Annotated in this window: 1 protein-coding gene; it reads right to left on the bottom strand. The window is 58.4% G+C overall.

The annotated features are described in order from the left end of the window. Window positions 1–591 precede the first annotated feature (591 nt). A complete protein-coding gene (locus VH564_RS24980) occupies window positions 592–11,760 on the bottom strand; it encodes a VCBS domain-containing protein (RefSeq protein WP_423342543.1) in 11,169 nt (3,722 codons plus the stop codon). Window positions 11,761–11,899: the final 139 nt, after the last annotated feature.

The following is an 11,899-nucleotide window of genomic DNA, read 5'->3' as shown; positions in this document are numbered from 1 at the left end:
GCAGCGTCGGAGATTGCAACAGATATTGAGACCGAAGCCATAAGTGCGTAAATTAGTCTTTTTGCGGTAATCAAGACGCCGGCCCCCTATCCGTTCAATACTGATGTGACACGTATACCAAACTGTTTAGACAGTAAACATTTCGATCATATGTCTGCTGGTGAATACCATTAATTATTTGAAGTTGGTAAAAATGAAACAGCAAGCAGATTTATGACAAAATGCTCACTAATGATAATATAAATTTTATCTCTAAGTATTCATTTGTTTTTTTCTGTCGAGATGTTCTTTTCGAGCGCGTGGATCATTTTTGGTGGAATTTGGAACCCATTGCCAGGTCGCAATACGAAATACGACTGTATTTTAGATAAATAAAATATAAACTATATGAAGCTGTCAGTGCTTCACCCGGCCCGTTTCCAGGCGCCATCGCGCATGACCTCGACGGCCGGCTTCAATGCCCTTTTCCGTTGAACGTTTCGCATCGGAGGCGTGACGACACGACTAAGAGACACCAAACTCGGGCAATAAGCGCTGAAACAGGCGGCCTCGTCCGAAAACGAGGCCGCCTTGATGCTTGGCAACTATCTATCAGGCGCCGGCTGTCTGCGCGTGTGTTGCAAGCTGTTCGTCGTGGTTGTTGAACAGGACGTGGATGGCATCATGGCCGGTCGGGGCATAGTTTTGCAGTGTGGCCACCACATGTGCTTCCGAACCCGTATTGATGCTGATTGCCGTCGAGTTTGTTGCCGTGTTGACCGACGCCGTCATCGAGGCGAGGGCGCTAGCGTCCGCCATACCAGGATGTTCGCCGATCAGGGCATTCAGGAGGTTTGACACATCCAGCTTGTCGCCGTCCCCCTTCGGGCTGAAGTCGGTGATGACGTCAGCCATGTTGAGGTCGTGAAGGGCACGGGCGTCGAGCACAAAAGTATCCCCGCCTGCGCCGCCGGTCATGATGTAGCCGCCGCCGCTCGTCAGCGTATCGCTGCCGTCGGTGCCAATAAGGTTGATCTGGCCGGCATCGACCTGGCCGAGGCCGGTGTCGAAGGCGACTTCCGAAAGATGGCCCACGGAACCGTCGGCGTTGGTGAAGGTGCCCTCCGAAAGAACCGACTGGCCGGCAATGCTCGTGCTCGATGCGGTGGTCGAAAGCGAGATGCTGGAGATGCCACCATCAGCCAAGGTCGTCAGTTCGCCGGCGTCGGTGATGCCGTTGTGGTTCAGGTCCTGCCAGACGGCGAGCTGCGAATAGGCCGTATCCGACGCATCGATCTTGCCGTCATGGTTGGTGTCCAGCGTTGCAAGCGCCGCCATGCCGCTATCATAGTGACCACCGTTGAAGTTGGCGGAGAAGAGCTCGCGGCCGTCGTTGATCTGCCCATCGTGGTTGAGGTCGATGGCGAGAATGCCATCATGCACCCCAGCCGCAGTCCAGGCCACCTGATCCTTGGCGCCGTCGCCGTTGAGATCGAAGGACACGCCGTTGGACTGGGAGGTCAAGGCAAGCCCGTTGTGGTCGAGGTCGAGTATGACGGGATCGATGGTGTGGTTGGTGATCAAGGTCGCAAGATTGCTGATCGCGTAGCCGCCACTCGTACCATCAAGTTCCACGAGCGTGTAGCCGGTGGCTGATGTGCGCTCCAGTATAAAGGTGTGATTCAACCCATCGTAGGCAGCATTGAATGCGACAACACTATTGTTGCTGATGCCAACTGCCTGAAGATATTTCACCGCCGCGCCAACTGTGGCTAACGAGTCCAAAGCATGGCTGAACGTGACGAATCCGGTTTGAGTGTTATAGTTTGCCGCACGCAACGCATTGAATTCAGAATTGCCTCCTTGAAAGTACTGATAAGATCCATCGGTAGCGACTGTCGACGCCACGGTAAATCCGCTGCCCGGCAGGCTTATTGTATCGCTTTGCGTGCCGTTTCTCGTGAAATCCGTAATAGTGTCGAAGCCTGAAATACCAGTCGAGCCAACATTAAATCCGGTTGCTGTCGAATACACTAGCCCGAAGCTAACCGATGGAGTCGAGTCTCCAGAGTTAACGACAAAGCTGTCGTTGCCGCTGCCACCCGTCATCGTATCGGCACCGTTGCCTCCGACGAGAGTGTCGTTGCCGGCACCGCCTGCAATTGTATTACCAAACCCGTCCTTACCGATAAGAATGTAGCCTTGGCCGTCAGGAGCGGCCACAGACGTACCTCCTCTGACGACAACATGCCCTGTCGACCCATCACTCATGGTATAGTCGAACGTGCCACCGGTGGTATTCCCAACATCCTTAATCGTCACAAACGTTGCATTCGTCGTCGCCTGAACTTCGAAAGCATTGCTGGTTGAGGATACAGTCAGCGCCGTGTCGTGTCCGACAAGCTCTGCCGCGGTAATGGTGAAAGCTTTGCCATTACCAATCGAGCCGTCGGTGATCACCGTAGGGTTTACAGTGGCATCGTTGGTACCGTTGATCGTTACGACGATATTATGCGGCGTGCCGTCGGCGGACGAGACCGCGAAGGTGTCAGTCGTGCTCTGTCCCAATCCAAGGCTCTGTACAGCGGTGAGACTGTTGTCGACCTTGTAGCTCCAGACGCCGCTCTGATCGATCGATAGCGTGCCAAGATGGCTGCCACCGGCTGCGATGGTCGCTGGCAGGAACTTGCTCTGGCCTGTATCCACATCGGTGGCTACCAGTGTCCCGCCGGCCGTCAGATACTGGACACCATTCGTGGTCGTCGTGCTGGTATCTTCCTTAACCGAACCGGTGTCTGAACCGCTGAAAGTTGCTGCGTCGTTGGTACCGTTGATCGTTAYGACGATATTATGCGGCGTGCCGTCGGCGGACGAGACCGCGAAGGTGTCAGTCGTGCTCTTTCCCAGTCCAAGGCTCTGTACAGCCGCGAGGCTGTTGTCGACCGAGTAAGTCCAGTGGCCGTCCGTATCGATCGTCAGTGCACCGAGATGGCCGCTATCAGCGTCGATCGTTGTCGCCTGGAACTTGCTCTCGCCGGCATCGACATCGGTCACCGTCAGTGTACCGTCAGCCGTCAGATACGGGGAGCTCAGATCTTCCGTCACCGAGCCAGCGTCAGAACCGCCGATCACCGCCGCATCGTTCGTGCCGTTGATTGTGACGACAATGTCGTGCGCCGTGTTATCTGTGGAATGGACCGTGAATGTGTCAGTTGTGCTTTTCCCTGATCCCAGGCTCTGTACGGCTGCGAGGCTGTTGTCGACCGAGTAAGTCCAGTGGCCGTCCGCATTGATCTTCAGTGCACCGAGATGGCCGCTATCAGCGCCGATCTTCGTCCCCTGGAACTTGCTCTCGCCGGCATCGACATCGGTCACCGTCAGTGTACCGCCAGCCGTCAGATACGGGGCGCGTAGATCCTCCGTCACCGAGCCAGTGTCAGAACCGTTGATCACCGCCGCATCGTTCGTGCCGTTGATCGTGATCGTAACCAGTTGCGTGACAATGCCACCCTGACCGTCGCTCAGCTTGACAGTAAAGGTTTCCGTCGGATGGTTTGACGCATTCAGGGGATCGGCTTTTGTCTGATCAAGTGTGTAGGCCCACGCGCCATTGCTGCCGACGCTCAAAGCGCCATAAACTCCGGTTACCGTGCCATCGCTATTTGCCGTCTGACCATTGCCCGAAACCAGGGACCACGTCAGCGCAGGGCTATCCACGTCTGCGCCTGTCAGATGACCGAAAGCCGTACCATGGCTGGCGTCGGTAGCTACGCCAGCCTCAGTCACGCTCCCAACAGCGCTGTCGGTGTCTAAAAGTACGATTGTGGGCGCATCATTCGTCCCGTTGACATTCACTGTTATCGTAGCCGAACTGCTTACCCCATGGGCATCCGCGACGGTGTATTCGAATACGTCCGTCACTTGCTGGCCCGCGCTCAACGCGTCCGTCGCAGGCTTTTTGTCATCTAGTGCATAGGCATATGCACCATCGGCGAAAATCGTCAGGTGACCATAGAGCCCTTCCACCACAGTCCCGTTGAAGCCACTTACGTTGGAGATCGGCGAAGGCGTGGTCCCTGCGTTGATGCCGACGACTGCCAAGCTATCGAACGCGTTGGTATTCACATCCGTTGCGTGATTGTTGTGCAGGATGAAGCCCTCGGCGCGCTCGCTCACACTGTTTTCGGTCACCGCATTCAACGCGGTAAAATCTTCTGCGACGGGCGCGACATTTACCAGCTGGCTGAGAGTGATCGTGCCGCCCGCACCATTGTTTTCACCCATGAAGGTGAACTTCTCGACATTGCCGACGGTGATCGTCTCGTTGCCCTTCGTCAGGGTGTAATAGCCAATACCGTCGTCGGTGCCGACATGTGTGACAGTCCAATCGGACCACTTGCCGGCTAGCTTCAGCGTGTCCGTGTCGCTGCCTGCTCCGCCAACCGCGTCCGCATCGTTGATGACGATGTGGACGTTGCCGGTGAGACCGCTCAGGTCGAAGGTGTCGTTGCCGCTGCCAGCGTTAATGGTGATCGTGTCGGGTGCCAATGAGGTGTGGCTCACATCGCCGAAGTTGATGGTGTTGCCTGTCGAGCCTTGAAGGTCGAAAACCAGGTCTTCGATACCATCGGCCCGCACCGCTGGTGTGGAGGCCCCGCCGATCGTCACCGTCAGGTCGGCCTTGTCGATCGCTGAGGCGATGTTGCCGTCCGCCGTCTGGGCAAGTTCGCCGATCGTGTAGATATGGGCATTGCCGTCGCCGACGATATGGAGCGTGTCGATGTCGCTTTCTTTGCCGTCAACGACCGTGGCGCCGCCGTCGATGCGGTCATGGCCCGACCCGAGCGTGTAGTAGATCGCATCCTTACCTGCGCCGCCGGAGATCGTGTCATTGCCTGTGCCGGCAACGATCCTATCATTGCCTTCACCGCCGTTCAGCGTGTCATCGCCCGCGCCGCCGAAGATAACATCGTCACCCTTGCCGCCATCTATCGTGACGCCACCGTTGGCAGCGTCGCTCTTGTAGCTTGCGGAGACGGCAATCAGGTCGTTGCTATCTGTGCCAACGATGTGCTCGATGCCCTGGAGATCAGGCGTGGAGGTGGTGCGGTTGTCGAAAACGAAACCCTTGCCACTCGCGCCGGCCAGAAGGACCGTGTCCTCGCCAGTGCCGCCGATGATCGTGTCTCCAGTGCCCGACATGCCCGAAAGTGGGACGCTGAGCACGATGCCAGAGCCGAGGTTGAAAACGCGCGGTCCATAGTTTGCCGCATCCACGATATCAGCGCCGATGGTGAACTGGTCATCTCCGGCACCGCCCTTGAGTGTGTCGCTGCCGAGACCGCCGTCGATCTTGTCGTTGCCCGAGCCGCCGATGACCGTATCGTCCTTACTGGAGCCGACGAGCGTGACACCCGTGGAATTGCCGTCATTGGTCAGCGTCCAGCCATTGGAACCGGTTGCGGCCGAAAGGTCGATGCTGTGGCCGTTGGCGCTAACAGTGGCTATGCCGTCGTTGACAGTGTCACCGAGAGCCTTCCAGTCGCTGGTCGCGGTGATGTTGGCGGTTGCGCCGTTCAGGACTTTGACAATGTCGTGGCCCGAGAGGTCCTCGATGGAGACAGTCCCGCTTGCCGCAACGAAAGTGTCGTTGCCTAGGCCGCCGACCAGCGTATCGCCGCCGCCGCCGATCAGCAGATCGTCAGCACTGCCACCGACAACCTTCGTGATGCCGGTGACGTCATCCTTACCCACAACATGCGCTGCGCCATTATCCGTCGCCAAATTCGCGACGAAATTGGCGCCAGCAATCAGCTGGTCGCTATCGCTGAGATTGACCACGACGCCAGTGGAGAGCGTGGAGTAGCTTATTGTGTGATCCGACACGCTGCCGGCGGCGGAAACCTCAACGGTGAAGGCCCCCCCTCTCGAATCGCCGTCGCTATCGGTTGCCGTATAGGCAAAGGTAAGGTCGATAGAATGGCCGTCTCCGACGATCGGGTCCGTGTGATCGAGTGGCTGGAAGAGCGTGAAGGTGTAGGCGCCGTTCGGATTGCTGACACCTTGCGCAAGGGCGACCGAGAAAACGAGCACAGTGGTATTGACGATGTAGGCGTTGAGGGCGCCACTCTCCAGCTTCAACGTCAGGGCCTGGCCGCCCGAAGTCAGTGAGTTGAGTGGCTGGACGACGTTGTTCTTGTCGACATAGGTTGGCGAAACAGAGAGCGAAGTGAAGCCGAGGGCCTTTGCGCCGTCCGCGCCAAACTTAATACCAAGCGATGCGCTCGCCGACGGAGGGTTGGATCCGGACAAGCCGTCTTCGCTGAGCGCCTTCGTATCCACAATGGTGGTGATAGGCTTGTCGTCGTTGATTGTGAGGCTCACGGTTCCGGTTTTCGTGTCCCCGTCCGTGTCGGTGGCAACAATCTTGACGCCGGTGATCTTCACGGCATCCAAGGTGGCTGCATCGTCGAGCGCGTGGATCAGCGTCGCTGTGATCGTTGGCGTAATCGTGTTGCCCAACGGGTTACCACTTGCAAGAGCCGTGGTGTCGCCGCTGATCGACAGCGTGATGAGATGGGTGCCGCCTGCCGTGTTCAAGTGGCCCTCGAGATTGCCGCTCTTGCTGACCCAGACAATCGTCTCATCCGAGACAAGACCATCGACCTTGATTTTGCTCGTATCGCCGAAGGCAACCGCGATGTTGTCTGAATGCGACGTGAAAGTCAGCTGGTTGTCGTTGCCACTCTTTGCAGTCTCGCCGTTCGAGGAGGGATCGCTGCCGTTTGCAAGCGCCGCTTCGGAAAGCGTCAGCGAGACATTTGGAGTGACGCCGCCCGAAGTCGGGCCCGATACCCCCGGACCACGGCCATCGGTGACGGTGATGCGCTGGATTGCCGTAGACTTATCGCCATCGCGATCTGTAATCGTGAAGCTGAAGCTGGCATTAATATCGTTGATTTTCTCGTTCTGGTTCAGCGCAGGGTCGAAAGACCAATCGCCGTTTGCTTTGAACTCGTAGGTTCCCTCGGCGACGGTGATCTTTGTCGGCTGCGTCGCAGTGACGTCGTAGTTAATGTTTTCAACGCGGACCGATGTCAGCGTCGCGCCATCTGCACCCTCGCTGCTCCTGGCGAATACATTACCGCCGGACGAGAGGTCATCCTCGGCAAGGCTGATGGGCCTCTCGGCAATCGCGATAGGAGCGTCGTCGTTGATCGTCAGCTTGACTGTTCCAGTCGCCGTGTCGCCATCGATGTCGGTGGCAACAACCTGGACGCCCGTGATCGTCACGGCTCTGCCGTTATCATCAAGCGCATTAATCAGCGTCGCCGTGATCGTTGGCGTGATCGTGTTGCCAAACGGGTTACCACTTGCAAGAGCCGTGGTGTCGCCGCTGATCGACAGCGTGATGAGATGGGTGCCGCCTTCCGTGTTCAGGTGGCCTTCGACATTGCCGCTCTTGCTGACCCAGACAATCGTCTCACCCGAGGCAAGACCATCGACCTTGATTGTGCTCGTATCGCCGAAGGCAACCGCGATGTTGTCCGAATGAGAGGTAAAACTCAGTTGGTTGCCAAAGCTGCTGACAGCGCTTTCTGCGGCTCCGTGCCAGTTCGGGGTTGTACCGTTGTGGAGATCGGCTTCGTCAAGGGTCAGCGAGACGTTCGGATCGACGACACCGAAACCTGGACCCCAAACCGCGGGCCCCCGACCATCTGTGACGGTGATGTGCTGGATTGCCGTCGATGTATCGCCGTCGCGATCTGTAATGGTGAAGCTGAAGCTCGCATTTATATTGCTATTCTTCTCGTTCTGATTGAGTGCCGGATCGAACTTCCACCAACCATTGGCAGAAAACGTGTAAACGCCCTCGTCCGCCTTGATTGTTGTCAAGTTGTCTGGGTCAACCGAATGCGCCATGCCATCGATCGTAACCGAAGTCAGTGTCGCTCCATCGGCGCCCGTCGTACTGTTTTCGAACACGCTGTGGAAGGTCGCAGCAGCGTCCTCCTTAAGCGTGATGTCCGAACTCGCAACAGCGTGCGGCGTATCGTCGTTGACCTTTACAGCAAAGGTCTGCGTCTCCGTCTTATCGCCGTCGCCGTCATGACCGACGACGTTGAAGCTCAACGTAACACTTGAGAGGAGGCTCTTTCCATCGACGTCGTCGAGCGGCTTATCGAGCGTGAAATTGTACGCGCCGTCCAAATGGTTCGCGTCTCGCGACAGCGAAACCGTAAACACGGTGACCATCGAATGATGATCAGCATAATAGGCAGTCAACGCCGTGCCATCGCTATTGAGCACATATTGCAGGACATGACCGCCCGAGCTCAGCGTTGACAGATCCAACTTGTTTCCGTCGCTACCGACCGCTGTGATATTGGCTACCGCATCCGTCGTGTTGGCAAATGTGACGGCGGTCGCCGCAGCACCGTCTGCGCCAAAGCTCATGTTCAAGCCAACTTTGCCAGTGCTCGTGCTATGTGTTCTCGACGAGACCAGATCCACTTCCGCGAGTGTTTGCTCGACGGCCATCCCTATAATCGGCGCGTCATCCTGAATGTCGATCTGGAGCGTGCCTGAGTTCACCGCCGTCTTATCGCCGTCGCCGTCGGTGAGCTGGAAGTTGAAGATGAGGCGAAGAGCGTCGTCCGCACCCGACTGGCCCACATCGGGATGATCGAGCGATGCCAGCTGCGTGAAGGTATAGGCACCCGTCGTCTCGTTCACCACCAGCGTAAGCACCGGCGTATTGACGCCACCGACTGTCACATAGCCAGTCAGTGTCATCAGATGGCCGTCACTGTTGGTATCGAATTGGACTGCTGCACCATGCGAGGTCAGTGCTGGAAATTGCCCCGCACCATTGTTGACCACCTCCATGTCCATCGCGGTCGTGTAGCCCAAACTGGTGATTTTTGCGCCGTCCGCACCACCGGTAAACACAAGCGTGCCGTTTGCTGTCTGCGCAAGGAAGACGCCCGGTGCTGTGCCGTGCTCCTGGATTATGCTCGTGCCCGAGAAACTCGCCGTCGGCGCATCGTCGGCAAAATGGATCTGTGCCGATATGTCGGCGGAGCCGCTGGCCTTGGAGCCGTCACCGTCTGTGACGGTCATGACGGCACCGATCCTACCCGCTGAAATCGAAACGATGTCATTCGGGTTGTTGGCGTCGCCGTTGTGGAGCGACAGATATTCGACCGTCGACACCTTGCCTGTCGCAGCATCGATGGCCACTGCAAACGCGGCGGCACCTGATTCGCCACCAACACGACCGACGATCAGCATACCTTCGCTGTAGAGCTTAATTGGATCGCCGTCGGTTGTCGTCAGGCCGGAGTCCGCCCCTGCGCTCGAAAGCGAAAGCGAGTAGACCTTCGATCCTGTAACCGCAGCACCGTCCGCGCCGAACAGCGTGAAATCGCTCAATGCCCCGAACTTCGACTGGGCGTAGGCCAGCGGTGACTTACCGTTGTCGCTGTCCTGGCCAACATTGCCAACATTATTGAATACCGAAAGCGTCGAGGTGTCATCCGACTGGCGACCTGCCGATTCGTCAGCCGTCACCGAGAAAAAGACAGAACGGCCGACCACAACATGCGGCCCGTCGTCCTCGAAGCGGATCTGCGCAGAGATATCGGCTTGAGCCATCGCCGTGTCGCCGTCGCCGTCCTTGACAGTCACGACAGCCGACACCGCGCCGCTCTTGATCGCGACAATGGCATCGGAGCCCGGCGCACCAGCGTTGTCGAGCGACACGTACTGGACAACCGTAACCTTGCCGTCCGACCCGATCGAAAGCGCGAACGCCGCAGGATCACGGCCCGTGTTGGTCACATCCGCCCCTTTATCGGTGCCATCGTAACGGCCAACAACCAGGTTACCTTCCTTGAACAGGTAGATCTCCTTGCCTTCGGTCGTCATCAAGCCGGAATCAACTCCGGAGGACGAAAGCGACAGCGAATAAGCGACCGCACCGTTGACCGCCTTGCCATCGGCACCAAACGCTGCCGTCGGGATGATCGCGGCCGACGCGCCCTGGGCGAAAGCAAGCGGAAGGATCGCGCCCGGATGCTGAACGCCGAGGAATGCGGCACTGAAAAGAATGTCGTTTGCCTGCCAGAGGGGGCTTTCGTCGGCCGTAACCGAGCTTCCAACCGCAACCGACACGGTCGGAACGTCGTCGGTGACTTCTATCGTCAGCGCGCCCGTTTCCTTGTCGCCGTCGCCGTCCGTGACCATGTAATTGAACGTCAGGGATGCCGAGTCTTGGCCGGTCTCCGTATGCGCCAGAGGTTCGCTGAGCTTGAAGCTGTAGGAGCCATCAGCATTGATGGTCAGAGTTGCGACCACGTTGTTGGACGTGCCGCCGATGGCAGTCCATGTGGTGTCGCCACCCGAGATCGACGCGTCGCCCCACTTGACAGATTCCGTCTGACCGACGCCATTGGCGTCAACGAAGACCGCCTGGAATTTCGGCAGCTCGCCGATCGTCACGCTGGCAAAGCCATCCGCACCGGCCGTGAACAGAGCACCTGCTGCGCCCGAGGTCGCCGACACATGGCCCTCGCCATCGACGTTGCCCAGAGCCTGTGCATCGTCGTTCAACGTTTGCTCAGCCGTAATGCTGCCAGTTGTGGCCGGAACGTCGTCGGTGACATTGATCGTCAGCGCGCCCGTCGACTTGTCGCCATCGCCGTCGGTGACCGTGAAGCCGATCGTCACACCGAGCGTGTCGAGGCCAGAGGCAGAATGCACCAGAGGTGTCGATGTGGTGAAGACATAGCGGCCGTCGGCAGCAACGGTCAGGGTAAAGGCGATAGCATCGCTCTCGCCGATGGTGGCGGTCAGAGTGGTATTGCCGGTCGCATCCGTTGTGGTCTCGTAGCGCAGCGTTTCCTGGATYGCGACACCGTCTTTGCCGATGACGATCGCCATGACGCCTTCAGGCGGTGTAAAKGCCAGAGACTGGAAGCCATCGGCACCCCTGTCGAACAGRCCCGATCCGGACACTGAATGAACGGCCTCAACCGGCGCGTCCACGCGCATCGCCAGGTCTTTACTTGGGCCGTCGGAACCAGCCGGCGGAGCGTCTGCGACAATCAGACCAACGTCCGACAGCGTCGTTGCAGCCGTTACCTCRTGTGCATCCGGAACGTCGTCGGTGACATTGATCGTCAGCGCGCCCGTCGACTTGTCGCCATCGCCGTCGGTAACCGTGAAGCCGATCGTCACACCGAGCGTGTCGAGGCCAGAGGCCGGATGCACCAGAGGTGCCGATGTGGTGAAGACATAGCTGCCGTCGGCAGCAACGGTCAGAGTAAAGGCGACAGCATCGCTCTCGCCGATGGTGGCGGTCAGAGTGGTATTGCCGGTCGCATCCGTTGTGGTCTCGTAGCGCAGCGTTTCCTGGATCGCGACACCGTCTTTGCCGATGACGATCGCCATGACGCCTTCAGGCGGTGTAAAGGCCAGAGACTGGAAGCCATCGGCACCCGCGTCGAACAGACCCGATCCGGACACTGAATGAACGGCCTCAACCGGCGCTTCCACGCGCGCCAGGGCTTCACTTGGGCCGTCGGAACCAGCCGGCGGAGCGTCTGCAACAATCAGACCAACGTCCGACAGCGTCGTTGCAGCCGTTACCTCGCGTGCATCCGGAACGTCGTCGGTGACATTGATCGTCAGCGCGCCCGTCGACTTGTCGCCATCGCCGTCGGTGACCGTGAAGCCGATCGTCACACCGAGCGTGTCGAGGCCAGAGGCAGAATGCACCAGAGGTGTCGATGTGGTGAAGACATAGCGGCCGTCGGCAGCAACGGTCAGGGTAAAGGCGATAGCATCGCTCTCGCCGATGGTGGCGGTCAGAGTGGTATTGCCGGTCGCATCCGTTGTGGTCTCGTAGCGCAGCGTT

The organism is Rhizobium sp. HT1-10, assembly GCF_049472505.1.
GTDB lineage: Bacteria > Pseudomonadota > Alphaproteobacteria > Rhizobiales > Rhizobiaceae > Rhizobium.
Note: the sequence above shows the minus strand (reverse complement) of the source record. Positions and strands in the feature narration are given on the sequence as shown.